Origin of the sequence: Caenimonas sedimenti (assembly GCF_007833165.1) — a bacterium.
Taxonomy (GTDB): domain Bacteria; phylum Pseudomonadota; class Gammaproteobacteria; order Burkholderiales; family Burkholderiaceae_C; genus Ramlibacter; species Ramlibacter sedimenti.
Genome location: NZ_VOBQ01000015.1, coordinates 137062 through 152627 on the forward strand (window position 1 = coordinate 137062; position 15566 = coordinate 152627).

Consider the following 15566-nt stretch of genomic DNA (forward strand, 5'->3'; position numbering starts at 1 on the left):
TCAGCCGACCGGTGCCGGCGCCACCGCGGTCAGCGCGATGCAAGCCTGCAACGCATCCGGCTCCACCGGCTTCGTCAGGTGCGCGTCGAAACCCGCCTCCGACGTTTTCTGCCGGTCGGCGTCCGTGCCCCAACCCGTCAGCGCGATGATGCGCGCCGTTCGCAGGCGCGGGTCGGCGCGCAGCGCGCGGCAGACCGCAAAGCCGTCCTGCACCGGCAACCCCAGGTCGAGCAGCACCACGTCGGGCTCGAAGCGGCGCGCGACCTCCACCGCTTCACCCCCGTCGCCCGCGCTGTCCACGGCGTAGCCCAGGAGCTCCAGCAGGGTCACGAGCGACTCGCGGCCATCGCGGTTGTCTTCCACGACCAGGACCCGGGTCAGCCCGGCCGGCGTGTCCTGCTGCGCAGCGGCTTCCGCGCTTCCGGCAGCCGGCATGGCCTCCACCAGCGGCAGCCGCACGGTGAACGTGCTGCCTTCGTCCAGCCCCTCGCTGGCCACGCTCACGCTGCCGCCGTGCAACTGCGCCAGCGTGCGCACCAGCGACAAGCCGATGCCCAGCCCGCCCTTGGCGCGCGCCGCCGAGTGCTGCAGCTGCGAGAACATCTGGAACAGCTTGCCTTGCTGGTCGGGCGGGATGCCGATGCCGTTGTCGGCCACCTCGATCACCGCTTCCTGCCCGTCCCGCCAGGCCGCCAGGCGGATGCGCCCGCCGTCCGGCGTGTACTTGGCGGCGTTGCCCAGCAGGTTGCCGACCATCTGCACGAGCCGCGTGGCGTCGGCATGCACGCGAACGTCGGGCGGCGGCAATTGCACCTGCAGGTCGTGCCGGGCTTCCTCCACCGCGGGGCGGGCGACTTCCACGGCCTGGCGCAGCACCGCGTCGAGCGGTGTGTCTTCCAGCTGCAGCTGGATCAACCCGCGATTGATACGCGACAAGTCCAGCAGGTCGTCGATCAGGCGCGCCATCTGCGTCACCTGCCGGTCGATCACGTCCTGCGCGTTCGCCACCCGCGCGGCGTCGCTCGAGCGGCGCAGCAAGGCCAGGGCGTACTTGATCGGCGCCAGCGGGTTGCGCAGCTCGTGGGCCAGCGTGGCCAGGAATTCGTCCTTGCGGGTGTCCTGCTCGCGCAGCATGGCGTGGGACCGCACCCGCTCGACGTGCGCCCAGGAGCGGTCCACCACCTCGGCGACCAGTGCGATCTCGGCGGGCGTCCAGTCGCGCGGCACGGACTGGTGCACGGCCATCATCGCCACCAGCTGGCCCTGCTTGACCAGGCCCGCGCAGATGATCGCCTTGATGCCGATGGCGTTGAACATCCGCCCGCCGCCTTCGTCACCGAGCTCGCGGTCGACGTCGCGCACCACCAGGTGCTCGCCGCGGCGCAGGTTGGTCGTGGCCTGCGGGCCGAACAGGTCCAGCGAATAGACGCCCGCGCTGCTGGGTACGCCTTCAGCCGTCCAGTCGTTGCGGATGGTGAAGCGGTTGCTGTCGGCCTCGACGTCCGCGTAGGCGCAGCGCGTGGCGCCGAGATACTCCCCGAGCGTGCGCGCCGTGACGGCCATCACTTCAACCGGGTCGGTCAGGGCGCGCGTGGCCTGGCCGAGCCGGTCGAGGAAGCGCAGGCGCAATTCGCTCTCGCGCAGCGCGACTTCGGCCTGCCGCGCGGCGGTGACGTCCACGCAGACGCCCACCCATTCGCGCACGGTGCCCGCATCCATGACGGGCGTGCCCTGGGCCAGCATGCTCCGGTAGGTGCCATCGTGCCGGCGCAGGCGATAGCCGAATTCGAAAAGCGCGGTGCCGCGGGTGGCCGCGTCCCAGGCTTCGGCCACGGCAGGGCGGTCGTCCGGATGCACGGCGTCGAGCCAGCCGAACCCGACGTACTCGTCCTCGCGCTGGCCGGTGAAAGTGGCCCAGGAGATGTTGCGCTGGCTGACGGTGCCGTCGGGCGCGGTGTGCCAGATGACGGTGGACGTGTTGGCCGCGAGGGCCTGGAGGCGGTCGAGTGCCGCGTTGGGATCGGACTGCTGGGGATCGGTACTGCTCATCGGAGACCTGCTGAAGGCAGCATAGCAGGGGACAACGCGCCGCGGGAAGGCTGAGCCACGGCCCCGGTCTCACCGCGCAGCTGCAAATTTCATGATCGCTTCCAGCACAGCCTGGCTGTCGCCGCACCACCAGAAGTGATCGTCGCCTTCGAGCGGGAGCCACAGCGCGTTGGGAATGTTCCTCGCCAGATGCTCGCCGGCCTGAAAACGCACCGCGAGGTCGCCGCGCCGGTGCATCACCAGCGCCGGTACCTGGATGCGATGCAGGTCGGCACGCATGTCCGTGTCGCGCAGGCCTTCGAGGATGGTCCGGAGCCCGCCCGGCGAGGCTGCGTGGCGCACGATGCGCGCCCACCAGGCACGCAGCGCCGGATCGTCCTTGGCGCTGGGCGCGAACGTCTCGATGCCCACGGGTCCGCCCCAGGCCGCGATCAACGCCTTCAGCCACACGCCATAGGCGGCCGCGGACAGCGCCCAGGGATAGTCGGGAGCGGCGGAGCCCCGGGCGAGCGATCCGAACAGGCACAAGCCCTGGACCCGCTCCGGATGATCGATGGCCAGGCGCGTCGCGCCGAGGCCGCCCTCGGAGGACCCGAAGACCCAGGCGCGGCGCACGCGCGCATGGTCGAGGATCGCCACGATGTCGGCCGCCATGGCCGCGGGCGTGCTGGTCGTGGCCAGCCGCTCGGACAGGCCGACGCCGCCGCGGTCGAAAATGATCACCTGGAATTTCTCGGCCAGCGATTCGACAAAGGTCCGCAACGGCGGGTGCTCCATCGCGATCTCGATCTGGCTCACGAAGCCCGGCGCGATCACCATGGTCTGCTCGCCCGCGCCCAGCTTCGCATAGGCGACCACGCCGCGGCTGGTCTCCGCGAACCGCACGTTCGTGCGCTTGGCCTGGTGGGAAGCGGCGCGCTTCAGGTCTTCGGACAAGCGCAGGTAGGCCTGGTCCGTCAGCGGTCCGGGGCGGATGCCGAACTCCGCACGCAACACCTCCGCGCAGCGCACGTAGGCCGCTTCGACACCGGCGCCGTGGCCCTGGCGGGCGTGCAGGCGCATCAGCACCACGTAGCTGGGCTCGTGATAGGGGTCCTGCGCAATCAAGGCTTCGGCCAGATCGAGTGCCGTCGCAGGGTCATGGGCGCCGACCGCGTCGATCACGCGTTCCAGCAGGCGCCCCAGCAAGCGCTCGTGCTCGATGAAAGCCGCCTTCAGCCAGTCGTCGAAGGCGCCGGAGCCGAAAGCGATGCCCTGCAGCAGCGGGCGGCGCACGTGCCCGATCCACTGGAGCGCCTGCGCCACGGTTTCGCCATCGAGCGCTCCGACGGCGACGGCACGGCGGGCGAACCGGGTGAACTGCAGCGCGTCGACCTCGACCGCCTCGCCGGCCAGGGCCAGTCCATCGCCTTCGGCCAGCAAGGCCCCGCCCCCCAGGGCTTCATCGATGTTGTAGACGAGGCGGCGCAAGCGTGCGCGGGCCCTGGTTTCGTCGGTATCGGGCCAGAGCAGCGCCGCCAGGTGCGTCCGCGGCACCGGGCCGGGGTTGAGCGCGAGATACGCCAGCAACGCCACCGACCGCTGCAGCGGCAGCGGCTTTTCGCGCGCGTGCACCAAGGCTCTCGGCGCGCCGAAAAGCTGCAGTTGGATCGACGGTGAGGAGGCGCCCGGCGGCATGGAAAGGTTCAGCGCCGCGCGAGGCACGTCGGCCGAGGGACGTTCAAGGGACGCCCCCGCCCTAACGTCACGTTTTCACTTGCAAAGGAGATATCGCCATGCGCGGATTGCTTTCGATAGTTTACGGGGTTGCTGCCTATGGCCTCGGGATGGGCGCACTGACCTACTTCATCGGCTTCAGCGGCAACCTGCTGGTTCCCAAGTCGGTGGACGTGGGTGGAGCGGGTGCATCCGTGACCCATGCGCTGGCGGTGAACGTCTTCCTGCTGGCCCTGTTCGGGCTCCAGCACAGCGTGATGGCGCGGCGCGGCTTCAAGGACTGGTGGAAGCGGATCGTGCCGCCGGCGGTGGAACGCAGCACGTTCATGGTGGCCACCAGCGTGGTGCTGGCCCTGATGTTCTGGTTGTGGCTGCCGATCACCCAACCCGTCTTCTGGCGGGTGGAGAACAGCGCCGGCGTCGCGCTGATCTGGGGCCTGTTCGCGCTCGGCTGGGTGCTGGTGCTGGTCAGCTCCTTCCTGATCGACCACTTCGAGCTGTTCGGCCTGCGGCAGGTGTTCGCCCGCATGAAGGAGCGGCCCGTGCCTGAAACGCAGTTCCGCACGCCGCTGCTCTATCGCTTCGTGCGCCACCCGCTGTACGCCGGCCTGCTGCTGGGCCTGTGGGCCGTACCCGTCATGACGGCCGGACGCCTGCTGTTCGCGGCCGGATTGAGCATCTACATCCTGATCGGCATCGCCTACGAGGAGCAGGACCTGGTGCACGCATTCGGCGACCGCTATCGCGCCTACCGCGAGCAGGTTGGCATGCTGATCCCGCGCCTTCGCTCGCCCCGGGTCACGGCTGAGGTGCACAGCGCCGAGGAGACGATCTGACATGCGCGCCGTTCTCTGCAAGAACTTCGGCGGCGTCGCCGCGCTGGAATATGGCGAGGCCGCGGACCCGGTGCCGCTGCACGGCCAGGTGCTGATCGAAGTCCACGCGGCCGCGGTCAGCTTCATGGACACTCTGATGGTGGCCGGCCGCTACCAGATGAAGCCCACCCTGCCATTCGTCCCCGGCAGCGATGCGGCCGGGGTGGTGGTGGCGGTGGGCGAGGGCGTCCGGCGCGTGCGCGTCGGCGACCGTGTGGCCTGCAGCCACTGGTTCGGCGGCATGGCCGAGCGCATGGTGGCGCCGGAGTCCGGCGTCACGCGGCTGCCGGATGGCGTGGGCTTCGACGTCGCCTCGACGGTGCGCTACGCCTATGGCACCGCCGACTACGCGCTGACCCGCGCTCAACTGCGCCCGACGGACACCGTCTTCGTCAGTGGAGCCGCCGGCGGCGTGGGTCTGGCGGCCGTCGACCTCGCTCATCGCGCGGGCGCCATGGTGATCGCCGGCGTCAGCTCGGAGGCCAAGGGCGAGGCGGTGCGCAGCCAGGGCGCGAACCATGTCGTCGACTATTCGCGCGAAGCGGTCCAGGCCCGGCTGCTCGAGCTGACCGGGGGCCGCGGCGTGGACGTGTTCTTCGACAACGTCGGCGGACCCCTGTTCGCCGCGGTATCGCGCGTGATGGCCTGGGGTGGCCGCATCCTGCCGGTCGGGTTCACGGGCGGCGAGATCCCCAGCCTGGCCATGAACCTGCCGCTGCTCAAGAACTTCAGCGTGGTGGGCTGCTACTGGGGCGCCTGGGCCGAGCGCCACCCGCAGGAAAGCCGGCGCATGGACGAGGACCTGTTCGCGGCCGTGGCGGAAGGCAGATTGCGGCCGCGGGTCGCGGACGTGCTGCCGCTGGCTGAATTCGGCGAAGCCCTGCAGCGCGTTGCGCGCCGCGAGGTGATCGGGCGGCTGGTCCTGCGGACGTGAGGCTGAGTTTTTGGCTTGGGCGCCGGCTCTAGGCCGGCGGGTTCCGCGCGCCGCTCACCAGCGTCCTGAACTCGCCGCTCGCGATCAGCGCCTTCAACTCCGCGGCGCCACCGACCAGCGTGCCCTGCACGAACACCATCGGGAAGGTCGGCCAGCCCGTCCACATCTTCAGCGCCAGGCGGCGGCGCCAGGTGTTGAAGTAGCTGCCGTACTCCAGGTACTTGTACGCCTGGCCGATGTCGTCGAGTGCCTTGCGGGCGAAACGGGGGTTGGGGTTCTGCCGCATGCCGACGACCCCCACGTCGTTCGCGGCCACGGCGTCCATCACTTCGCGCACGATGGATTGGTGGAAGCCCGCCACGAGGGAGCGCGCGGCGGGGTGGATGCGGGTTTCGTCGAGGATGGGGCGGGGCATGGCGGACTCTACGCTTTTCCGATGCGCCGAAGCGGGCTGCTATAGTGCCACCGTGCGCCCGATGACCTCCACCCCCATCGCCATGATGACCATGATTACCAAGCCCTCCCGGGGCAGGGTGGTCGTGCAGCGCACTTAGTCAGCACAGTCACCCAACCCCGCCGAACGGCCGGGGTTGAAGCGTTTTCTCCCCGGCGCCGCAGGCACCACGAGAAAACGAACATGCAAGCATCTCCTCCCCACCATCGCCCGGCACTGCGCGCCGGGTTGCTCGGCTTCGGCGTTGTCGGCTCGGGCACGCACGGAGTGCTGCAGGCCAACCGCGACACCATCCGCGCGCGTGCCGGCTGCGCGATCGACCTGAAGATGGTGGCGACGCGCACGGCGTCGCGCGCGCGCATGGCGGCCGACGCCGGCGTCGAGGTCACGCAGGATCCGATGCGACTGGCGCGCCACCCGGAGCTGGATGTCGTGATCGAGGCGATGGGCGGCACCACGGATGCGCGGCACTGCGTGCTGGAAGCCATCGCGCACGGCAAGCACGTGGTCACCGCCAACAAGGCGCTGCTGGCCACGCACGGCGAGGAGATCTTCGCGGCCGCCGGCGCTCGCGGCGTGACGGTGGGTTTCGAGGGCGCCGTGGCCGTGAGCATCCCGATCGTCAAGACCCTGCGCGAAGGCCTGGTGGCCAACGAGATCGAGTGGCTCGCCGGCATCGTCAACGGCACGAGCAACTACGTGCTCACGCAGATGGGCACGGCCGGCCGCAGCTTCGCCGAGGCGCTGGCCGAGGCGCAGGCGCTGGGCTATGCCGAGGCCGATCCGTCCCTGGACGTCGGCGGCGGCGACGCCGCCCACAAGCTCGCGCTGCTGGCGGCCATGGCTTTCGGCGGCCCGCCGCGGCTGGACGCGGTGCATGTCGAAGGCATCGCGGGCTTGCAGGCGGCAGATTTCCTGCACGCCGCCCGCCTGGGCTTCGCCGTGAAGCTGCTGGCCGTGGCGCAGCGCGCCGGCGGTGAGCTGCAGCTGCGCGTGCATCCCGCGCTGGTGCCGCGCGATTCGATGCTGGGCCGCGTCGAGGGGCGCATGAACGGGATCATGGTGAAGGGCGACGCGGCGGGGGTCACCATGTACTACGGAGCGGGGGCCGGGTCACGCGAGACGGCGTCGGCGGTCGTGGCCGATCTGGTGGACCTGGCGCGCGGCCTGCGTGACGGCGGGCGGGTGCGCGTGCCGCCGCTGGGTTTTCATGATGGCGGCGTGCGGCCGCCGCCGATGGGAACGATGGAGGGCGTGCGGCTGCGCAACTACCTGCGGGTGGCGCTGGACGAGGCGAAGGCCGGGCCGCGGGTGATCGAAGTGCTGGCGCGCCACGGGGTGCAGGCGGTGAAGGGCGTGCAAACGCGCGAGACGCTGGTGGTGTTGACGGCGGAGGTGGCCGAGTCGCGCATGGTGGATGCGATGCGGGGGCTGGAAGGGATGGATGGGGTGCGGCCGGGGGCGGTGCGGCTGCGTGTCGAGGCGCTGGCTTGAGCACGATGCACTTTCATCCATCTTGGGGATGAGCGGCTTTCCGGCCGGACTATTCTTACCGCCTGCGGAAAGAAAAAGGAGGGGAGGCGCGATGAACCAGGCTGCATTGCCGGACACGCCCGGCAAACTGTTCATTTCCTATCGCCGGGTTGACGCCTTCGCGGTTGACCATCTCGTGGAGGCGCTGGGCTACGCATTCGGCGACACCTGCGTGGGCCAGGACGTGTTCGATTTCGAGCCGGGCGCCAACTTCCCGCAGGAGATTGCCGAGCACGCGTCAGGCTGCAGTCTGCTCGTGGTGGTGATTGGCCCCCAGTGGTGCGGCGATGGGCCTGGCACCCGCATGCTGGACCCAGGCGACTGGGTGCGCCAGGAAGTGGAAATCGCACTCCAGCACGGCCGGCCCCTCCTGCCGGTGCTGCTGGCCGGCGCGACCATGCCGCGCGCCGAACAGTTGCCGCCCAACATGCAGCCGCTGTTGGCCCGCAACGCGCTCCCGCTGCGCACCGGGCCCGACGCGCCGGGCGACCTGCGCCGCATCGTGGCCGCGGCTCGCCCCTTCATGCCCAGGGATTGGCGGCGCCTGGCCGGTGAGGTCGCCTTTCTCGCCGCGGCGATGGCCGTGGTTGGGGCCGGCGGCGCGGCGCTGGGCTCCGCCACCGGCTTCACCGACTACGCCCCCTGGCAATGGCCCAATGTGCTTGTCGGCCTGGCCACGTCGCTCGCAGTGCCTGCCGCGGCCCTGGCGACGCACCTGAACCGCCTGTGGGCTGCGCGCTGGCGCAAGCCGGTCCGCATGTACCGGCAACCCCTATTGCTGGTCACGGCCGTCGGCGGATTGATCCTGCTCGTCGCCTCCACCGTGGCACATGATGAAGATCGCGTCATCGCTGACTTGTACCATTCACTGGAGACCACCCGCGCCGAGTTGCCGCGGGTGACGCAGCAGCTGGCCGCCACCCGGGCGATGCCGCGCTACGCGCGCAGCAGCCACCTCCGCCTGATCGAGCAGGTGCTTGCGGTACGCAAGGCCACCACGCTGACGGAGGACGGCGTCAATGAGGCCGTCAACGCCTTGTCGCCGTTCCACGACGCCTCGGACATCCGGCAGCGCTCCTGGGCGCGGCTGATGACCGCCGAGGCCCACAGCTTCATGGATCAGCACGACAAGCAGCTGGCGCTGTATGAACCCCTCGCCGGGGATGAGCGGTTGCGGCCTTGGCTGCGGTGGTATGCATGGAACGAAGTCGGCAGGATCGCCTACGAGAAGGGGGATCGCGCTCGAGCCCGCGTAGCATGGGAAGCAGCTCGCAGGCATCTCGAGACCCGCGGGGTGCTGATGAACCTCGCCACACTGGATGAAGACGAGGGCCGCTGGGACGACGTGCCCGGACGATACAAGCGCGCCGAGGAGGTGTTGGCGGACTACAAGCGCAAGCATCAGCTGGAGAACCTGGCCGACCAGGAGGCCACGCTCCAGTCCAATTGGTGCACGATGCTGCGCCGCCGCGCGCGGGTGGATGCTGCGCATGCCGCCGAATTGCGGGTGGCCGCGGCCAAGCGGTGTTCTGCCGCGATGTCCCGGTACAGCCCGCTGCTGGACTCGTATTGGAACCTCGCCAGGGTGGAGCTGGATGCAGGCAACCATGAAGCGGCCCGCCAGGCGCTTCAGAAGGCGTACCAGAAGATCCAGGACCTGTCGAAGTCCAGCCCCCAGTCGCTGGCTCGCCATGGGTACCAGACCTATGGCGACCGGTACACGATCTGGCTGCTGGTCGCCGAACGTTTCCTGGCGGGCAAGCCGCTGGCCGGCGACGCCGCGCTCAATGCGGAGTTCCAGCGGCTGGTGGTGCAGTTGAATCCGAGTCCCGCCGACGCGGTCGCGGCACTTCTTGCGCAGATGAAGGCCAGACAATTGACGGTGAACGATGACGAAGGATGGCTCGCGCAGATGCGCGCGAAAGCCTATCTCTGATTCACCGAACGCATCTACAGTGGAGCCATGCAGACCAAGTGGCTCGAAGACCTGATCGCGCTGTCGCACACCGGCAGCCTCACCCGTGCCGCGGAGCAGCGGCATGTGACCCACCCGGCCTTCGGCCGCCGGATCCGGGCGCTTGAATCCTGGGCGGGTGCGCCTCTCATCGAGCGGCGTGGAACCTCCGTGCGGTTGACCGGCCAGGGCGAGAAGCTGCTCGGATTCGCGCTCCAGCTGGTCCCGGCGATGGCCCAGGCCCGAAGCGAGATCGGCGGCGCGGATGCCGACGGCCGCACCACAACCGTCACCTTGTCGACAGGACGCACGCTGGCCCGCACGGTCGCCGCCGATTGGCTGGCCAGGATCAGCCGGCAACGCGCCGGCGTCCGGGTGGTGGTCCGCACCGGCCACATGGCGGAAACGCTTCAGCGGTTCGAGCGGGGCGAATCGGACTTCATGCTGACCTATCACCACCCGCAGATCGCCATGCGCCTCAGTTCGCACCAGTACCTGCAACGCAAGGTGGCGAGCGACCGCCTGGTGCCGGTGGGCAAGATCAACGCGCGGGGCCAGGCGGCGTTCAACTTCGAGCAACCCAGACCGGTGCCCTACCTGGCTTACGCGGAGACGCTGGCGCTGGGCCGGCTCGTGCGCGACCACCTGAGCAACCACCCGAAGGCGCCGCGGCTCGAGGAGGCCATCGAATGCGATTCGGCCGATGCGTTGCTCGAATACGCGCTCAAGGGGCTGGGCGTCGCGTGGCTGCCCTGGTCGCTGGCCGCGGGCGCCTGCAAGGCCAGGCAACTGGCGCCAGTGGGCAGCAAGGCCCTGGAGATCGGTTTCGAAATCCGGATGGTGCGGGCCAAGCGCAAGCTCTCGCCGGCGGCAGAGTCGTTTTGGCAGACCGTCGACCCCGGCTGACCGGTACTTTCCGGCAAGGCGGCGTGCCGAAAAGGCACAGCCGCGCCGGCACCCGAGGCAAAAAATGCGGGCACCACAGGAGACAGCCCATGAACAAGCCGCTTGCCCTCGCCCTCGCCACGCTCCCGATTCTTTTCGTCCACCTGGGCCTCGCCCACGCCCAGGAAGCCGCCTACCCCAACAAGCCCATTACCGTGCTGGTGGGCTACCCGCCGGGCGGCAGCACCGACCTGACGGGGCGCGCGGTGGCCGACCAGCTGGCGAAGAAGCTGGGGGTGCCGGTCGTCGTCGAAAACGCCAGCGGCGCGGGCGGGGCGATCGCCGCCATGCGCGCCTCCAGGGCCCAGCCGGACGGCTACACGCTGCTGCTCGGCGCCAACAACGAGATCGCCATCAACCGGCTGATCGCGCCCGCATCGGTCAAGTACAGCTACAAGGACTTCACGCCGGTGGGCCTGGTCGCCACCACGCCGATGGTGCTGGTCGCATCCGCGGGCACGGGCGTGAAGACGGCCGAGCAGTTCCTCAGCACCGTCAAGTCCAAGCCCGGCCGCTTCAGCTACGGCAGCAGCGGGGTGGGCACGGCGCTGCACCTGGCGGGAGAGATGGTCAAGGACCAGGGCGGCCTGTTCATGACGCACATTCCCTACCGGGGTGTTTCGCCGCTGACCATCGACCTGGTGGGGGGTGCCCTGGATTACGGTGTCTTCGTGCTCTCCAGCGGGCTGCCGCACATCCGCAGCGGCAAGGTGGTGGCGCTGGGCGTGACGCAGAAGCACCGGTCGCCCGCCGCACCGGACATCCCCGCGTTGGCGGAATCTCCCAAACTGAAGAACCTGGACATCGACGTCTGGTTCGCCCTGATGGCGCCGCCCAAGCTGCCGGCCCCCATTCTCGCCAGGCTTCGTACAGCGCTCAACGAGACCTTGCAGACGCCCGAGTTCCGCAAGAAGCTCGAGGAATCCGGTTCGGCGATCGCCCCGTTGAATGTCGACATGGCGAGCTTCCTGGAGACCGAAACCGCCAAGTACCAGAAGATCGTCGACTTCGCGAAAATCAAGGAATGACCGATCTGCGATTCGACCTGCCGGTGCCTGACCTTTCCGCCTGGCGCGCGGGCAACACCGGCACCGAGGGCGTCTGGCACTTCGACTCGGGCGAGCCCGGCCGGTGTGCCATGGTCACCGCGCTGGTGCATGGCAACGAGCTGTGCGGCGCCTGGGCGGTGCTGGGATTGCTCGAAGCGGGCGTGCGGCCGCGGCAAGGCAGCCTGACGCTGGCCTTTTGCAACCTCGCCGCGTTCGACCGGTTCGACGCGGCCGCCTTCGATGCGGCCCGCTTCGTCGACGAAGACCTGAACCGCCAGTGGTCGACCGGGCGGATCGCTGACGCAACCACTCTGGAGCGCCGCCGCGCGCGCGAATTGCGCCCGTTCGTGGAGCGGGCGGACTGGTTGCTCGACCTGCACTCCATGCACGAGCCGGGCGCGCCGCTGATGCTGGTCGGCATGCAGGCCCGCAACCTCGAACTGGCGCGCAGGCTGCGGACGCCCGAGCACATCGTCGTCGATGAGGGTCACCAGGACGGCATCCGCATGCGCGACTTCGGCGCCTTCGGGCTGCCCGACGCGCAGGCGGGCGGCAAGTGCTCGTTGCTCATCGAATGCGGATTTCATGGGGAGGTCGCCAGCAGGGACGTCGCGCGCGACCTGACGGCGCGGTTCCTGGTAGAAGCTGGCGTGGTCGATGCCAACGAGATCCACGACGCGCTTCCCGGCTGGAGCCGGCCGGACGCAGCGCGGCAACAGGTCTTGCGCGTGACGGGCGGCGTCGTGGCGCGCAGCAGCGGCTTCCGCTTCCTCGGTGGCCATGAGGGCCTGCAGGTGATCCCGAAGGCGGGTACGCCCGTTGGCGACAACGACGGGGAACTCATCGCCACGCCTTACGACGACTGCGTGCTCGTCATGCCTTCGCTGCGGCAGGCGCGGGCGGGCGTGACCGTGGTGCGCTTCGCGCGGGCCTGAGCGCTAAGCTCGGGGCTTTTGCCACCGAGCCACGCCATGTCCCGACTCGATCCCCTCCCGCCCGAAACCACCCCGAATTGAAGTCGCACTTCGACTTCTTCCTCGGCACGCTGGGCTTCACGCCCAACAGCGTGCTGACCATGCAGCGCAGGCCGCGCCTGGTTCAGGCCTTCGCCCAGCTGAACGCGGCGGTGATGGACCCGGCCGGCGAAGTCGACCTGGGATTCCGGCGCCTGATTGGCCATGTCGCGAGCAAGGCGGCAGGCTGCCTCTATTGCCAGGCGCACACGCTGCTGGGCGCCGCCAACTTCGGCGTGAGCGAGGAGAAGCTGGCCGCCGTCTGGAACTACGCCACCAGCCCGCTCTATGACCAGCGCGAACGCGTCGCGCTCGATTTCGCGCTGGCGGCCGCGGCCCAGCCCAATGCAGTGACCGACGAACTGTTCGATCGCCTGCGTGCGCACTGGAGTGAAGGGCAGATCGTCGAGATCCTGGGCGTGGTGGCGATGTTCGGGTTCCTGAACCGCTGGAACGACAGCATGGCCACACCGCTGGAGGCCGTGCCCACGGCGGTGGCGCAGCGGGCGCTGGGCACGCAGGGGTGGGATGTGGGGAAGCATCGGCGCTAACCGGAAATTGGAATCTGACCCCAATTCACTGAACCAGAAAGCCCCGCATGCCAAATCCCCGCCGTTTCCTTGCCCTCGCCGCGTGTATTGCGCTTGGCGCGACCTCCGCCATTGCCCAGGATGCCGCGGCGCCGGCAGCCGGCACGAACACACGCCCGTTGTGGGAAATCGGCGTCGTGGCCGGCGGCATCTCGCAGCAGGCCTACCCCGGCTCGGACCGGCAGGTCAACCGGGGCCTCGTGTTGCCTTGGGCGACGTACCGCGGCCGCTACCTGCGCGCGGACGGCGAAAGCATCGGGGTTCGCGCCGTCCGCACGCCCGTTTATGAATTCGATATCAGCGTGGCCGGCGCCTTCGGCTCGCGCGCCAACGACGACCCGGTCCGGCGCGGCATGCCCGACCTGGGTACCCTGGTGGAGTTCGGCCCGCGCTTGCGCGTGAACCTGGGTGGCACGGCGCAGGACGGTCTCTGGCGGCTGGACCTGCCGCTGCGCGGCGTGTTCGACATCAGCGACTCGTTCGCGTACCGCGGGACGATCTTCCAGCCCGGCGTCTCCTGGTCGCGCCGGCTGCCGGGTGCGTGGAACCTGGGCACCAGCGCCAGCCTGGTCATTGCCGACGAACGCCTGTCGAGCACGTTCTACGAAGTGGAGCCCGTCTACGCCACCGCCACCCGGCCGGCGTACGAGGCCAAGGCGGGCCTGCTGGCGACGCGCCTGTCGGCATCGCTCACGAAGAATCTTTCGCGGGACTGGACGGTGTACCTCTTCGCGCGTGCCGACACCGTGGCCGGCGCCGCCAACCGCCACAGCCCGCTGGTGAGCCGGACGACCGGGTTCACCGCCGGGGCAGGGCTGTCATGGACCTGGCTGCGCTCGTCGGAGGCGGCGAGCGACTGACGCCGAGGGCTACAGCCGCCTGCGCCGCGGCACCACCTGCAGCTGCACCTGCAACTGGGTCGCCTGGGCGCCGGCATTCACCGAACGCACCGGCAGGTCCACCAGCTGGTCCGCTTGCCACACGCGTACTTGCGCCGCGCCGTTGGGCACGTCGTTGAAGACGACCCGGCCGTCCGGCCCCGTGCGGTCGGTCCAGGGCGAGTCGGTGACGAACACGTGGCCGCGCATCGACGCATGCAGGTGGCAGCCGAGGAGGATCGCGCCCTTCTCGGTCATCGTCACCTCCGCCGACTGGGCCGCCTGGCCGTCTTTCTTGCCCGCCAGCCGCAGCTCGAAGCCGTCGGACGTGCTGGCCGTGAACTGCGCCATGCCCGCCGCCGAGCCGCGCACGTGGTGCTCCCAGGGGTCGTTGTTGACGAAGGTGAGGCGCGCGCCGACCGGCACCAGCGTGACGGCCGGCGTGAACCGCATGCCCGTCTGGGCAATGACCGCCTGCGCCGCCAGCGGTGGCCGTCCGGCCCCCGGGGCGGCCGGCGTGATGACCACCACGGCATCGGCCACGGGGTTGCCCTCCCGGTCGACGACGCTCACCGTCACGGTGGCAGCCTGGGCGGCCGCCGCGGCCCCCAGGCACAGCACAGCGGCGAAAGCGCGCCAACGGGCCTGCGTGGCCATCAGGGTTCCAGCGCGATGGCGCGGACCGCCTCGCCACCACCGACGGTGCCCAGCGAGGTGGCCATGCCGGTGTTCAGGTCGATGGTGACCCAGCGGCTGGAACCGGTGCCGTTGTCCAGCGCGGCGAAGGCGACATCGCTCACCGCCTGGATGTCGAAAGCGGCCGTGCGGAACGGCATGCGCAGGCTGCCCACGGTGAACAGCGACCCGGTGTTGGGCGAGACGGCGGGCGTCGCACCTTCACGGCTGCCCTGCGTGACCAGCGTGCCGGACGCCGCGTCGAGCGCGTAGTTGGTGGTGATGCGGGGGTTGGCCTTGTTGTAGCTGTAGGCCGCGCCGACCACGGAGGGCGTCTTGCCTGCCCCCGCGTCGCCGGCGGCGTAGGCCAGCTTGCCGTCGATCTGGACGCCCGCGGTGTCGGCATTGGAATCCACCACCGCGCCTGTGTCCGGGTGCAGCCGCAGGTTCTGGCCGCTGTTGCTGACGACCCGGATGCGATCGACCGTGGGGTTGAAATCGAACCCGATCTCGGTACCCTCCAGGCGGACGGCGAAAGGCTCGCCCACCGGCTTGGCCACCGCGGTGTCTTCGTCCAGCGTGTAGAGCCGGCCGGAGCTGCCGATCGCGTAGAGCATGTCCTTGGCCACGCGGTAGTCGATGCCCAGCACCTGCTCGCCCGGCTGCAGGCCGGTGATGGCCTTGGAGGACAGGATGCGGCCCGGCTGGCCGGCATTGAACTTGATCAGGCGGTTCGACATCGTGACGGCGACGGCCTTTTCGGCGCGCGCCGGGGCTTCGGCCGGTGCCGGGGCGGCGGCCATGTTGGCGCAACCGGCCAGCGTGGCCAGGGCCGCGACGGCCAGGAGGGAGGAGGTCAGTTTCTTCATGGGGGGCGATCCTTCTGATGGAGTGGCGTTTG

The 15566-nt window shown here is 69.8% G+C and carries 14 protein-coding genes; 9 read left to right on the plus strand and 5 right to left on the minus strand.

Annotated features, from left to right (window positions below; translation table 11 throughout):
- Together FN976_RS19505 and FN976_RS19510 are read right to left on the minus strand one after the other, a co-directional pair.
- Positions 1-2049 carry a hybrid sensor histidine kinase/response regulator gene (locus tag FN976_RS19505; protein ID WP_145894731.1) on the minus strand — a complete coding sequence of 683 codons (2049 nt, stop codon included), beginning with the start codon at positions 2047-2049 and terminating at the stop codon, positions 1-3.
- Between the two features lie 69 nt (positions 2050-2118).
- Entirely contained in the window at positions 2119-3663 is a 1545-nt protein-coding gene (locus tag FN976_RS19510; protein WP_186511015.1) for a bifunctional AfsR/SARP family transcriptional regulator/alpha/beta hydrolase, read from the minus strand.
- 161 nt (positions 3664-3824) lie between these two features.
- On the opposite strand from FN976_RS19510, the gene mddA reads away from it, so the two are divergent.
- Both mddA and FN976_RS19520 read left to right on the plus strand, forming a co-directional pair.
- A complete protein-coding gene (gene mddA, locus FN976_RS19515) occupies positions 3825-4601 on the plus strand; it encodes a methanethiol S-methyltransferase (RefSeq protein WP_145894733.1) in 777 nt (258 codons plus the stop codon).
- Between the two features lies 1 nt (position 4602).
- Positions 4603-5574 (plus strand): NADPH:quinone oxidoreductase family protein, encoded by a 972-nt coding sequence (locus tag FN976_RS19520; RefSeq protein ID WP_145894734.1) that lies wholly within the window; start codon positions 4603-4605, stop codon positions 5572-5574.
- Positions 5575-5602: 28 nt separating this feature from the next.
- Here the strand turns inward: FN976_RS19520 and FN976_RS19525 are convergent, their stop codons facing one another.
- On the minus strand, positions 5603-5989 hold the full coding sequence (locus FN976_RS19525) for a thioredoxin domain-containing protein (RefSeq protein WP_145894735.1): 387 nt from the start codon (positions 5987-5989) through the stop codon (positions 5603-5605).
- A gap of 222 nt (positions 5990-6211) precedes the next feature.
- Between FN976_RS19525 and FN976_RS19530 the strand changes: the two genes are divergently transcribed.
- The 7 genes from FN976_RS19530 (at position 6212) to FN976_RS19560 (ending at position 13972) form a co-directional block, all read left to right on the plus strand.
- Complete coding sequence (locus FN976_RS19530; protein WP_145894736.1) at positions 6212-7522, plus strand: homoserine dehydrogenase; 1311 nt, start codon at positions 6212-6214, stop codon at positions 7520-7522.
- Positions 7523-7613: 91 nt separating this feature from the next.
- A complete protein-coding gene (locus tag FN976_RS19535) occupies positions 7614-9497 on the plus strand; it encodes a toll/interleukin-1 receptor domain-containing protein (RefSeq protein ID WP_186511017.1) in 1884 nt (627 codons plus the stop codon).
- Positions 9498-9524: 27 nt separating this feature from the next.
- Positions 9525-10421, plus strand: a complete 897-nt coding sequence (locus tag FN976_RS19540; RefSeq protein ID WP_145894738.1) for a LysR family transcriptional regulator — start codon at positions 9525-9527, stop codon at positions 10419-10421.
- Between the two features lie 89 nt (positions 10422-10510).
- Positions 10511-11488, plus strand: a complete 978-nt coding sequence (locus FN976_RS19545; RefSeq protein ID WP_145894739.1) for a Bug family tripartite tricarboxylate transporter substrate binding protein — start codon at positions 10511-10513, stop codon at positions 11486-11488.
- Positions 11485-12444: a M14 family metallopeptidase gene (locus FN976_RS19550; RefSeq protein WP_145894740.1), complete on the plus strand. Its 960-nt coding sequence runs from the start codon at positions 11485-11487 to the stop codon at positions 12442-12444. Before FN976_RS19545 ends, FN976_RS19550 begins: the two co-directional genes overlap by 4 nt.
- A gap of 77 nt (positions 12445-12521) precedes the next feature.
- Positions 12522-13073: a carboxymuconolactone decarboxylase family protein gene (locus FN976_RS19555; RefSeq protein ID WP_222432854.1), complete on the plus strand. Its 552-nt coding sequence runs from the start codon at positions 12522-12524 to the stop codon at positions 13071-13073.
- 47 nt (positions 13074-13120) lie between these two features.
- Positions 13121-13972: a MipA/OmpV family protein gene (locus FN976_RS19560; protein WP_145894741.1), complete on the plus strand. Its 852-nt coding sequence runs from the start codon at positions 13121-13123 to the stop codon at positions 13970-13972.
- Between the two features lie 9 nt (positions 13973-13981).
- Here the strand turns inward: FN976_RS19560 and FN976_RS19565 are convergent, their stop codons facing one another.
- Together FN976_RS19565 and FN976_RS19570 are read right to left on the minus strand one after the other, a co-directional pair.
- A complete protein-coding gene (locus FN976_RS19565) occupies positions 13982-14647 on the minus strand; it encodes a cupredoxin domain-containing protein (RefSeq protein ID WP_145894742.1) in 666 nt (221 codons plus the stop codon).
- Entirely contained in the window at positions 14647-15534 is an 888-nt protein-coding gene (locus tag FN976_RS19570) for a DUF4394 domain-containing protein (RefSeq protein ID WP_145894743.1), read from the minus strand. Before FN976_RS19570 ends, FN976_RS19565 begins: the two co-directional genes overlap by 1 nt.
- Between the last annotated feature and the right edge of the window lie 32 nt (positions 15535-15566).